The sequence below is a fragment of the Vreelandella olivaria genome (assembly GCF_023507745.1).
GTDB lineage: Bacteria > Pseudomonadota > Gammaproteobacteria > Pseudomonadales > Halomonadaceae > Vreelandella > Vreelandella olivaria_A.
The window spans coordinates 1-509 of sequence record NZ_JALPZO010000105.1 but is presented as its reverse complement, the minus strand read 5'-3'; the positions used below and the strand labels follow the sequence as shown (position 1 = coordinate 509).

At 60.1% G+C, this 509-nt stretch carries 1 protein-coding gene; it reads left to right on the top strand.

Annotation, left to right across the window (positions count from 1 at the left end; all coding sequences use genetic code 11):
• On the top strand, window positions 1-401 hold a 401-nt coding region (locus HP566_RS08155), incomplete at its 5' end, for a hypothetical protein (RefSeq protein WP_249976765.1).
• Window positions 402-509: the final 108 nt, after the last annotated feature.

The following is a 509-nucleotide window of genomic DNA, read 5'->3' as shown; positions in this document are numbered from 1 at the left end:
GGGAACTGCGTGAGGCGTACCGCCATATCCATGGGCTGATCGAGCGTGACGATACGGAGGCGATCTTCCGTGAACTGGAGCCGGTGTGGGCGCGCACGGCATATATGCTCACGGAGCATGATTCCGCACGGGAGTTTATCGAAAATACCAGCCTGGGATTACCCAGATACAAGCGAGTTCGTCCCAATGGCGCGACTTTGCAGCCGTTTCACTGGAACGACGATCCGCAACAGGATCAGGTAGAGCTGATGGCCGAGGGGCGGTTGGTGCGTATTCAACCCACTCCGATTCTCTGGGAGCACCCACCGAGCGGCAGCGAACGCTATGCCAGCTTCCCGGTGGTGTTCTACCAGTCTCGCGACGGCCAGTGGCGGGTGGCGGACGTGTTGACCGGCGTATGAAACCCATGACAGGCCAAGGTGATCGGCAATACGAGACACGCCCATGACACGACTATTGAACCTGCTGGCCGTTACCCTGCTGGCCACGGTCGGCTGGCAAGGAACGGC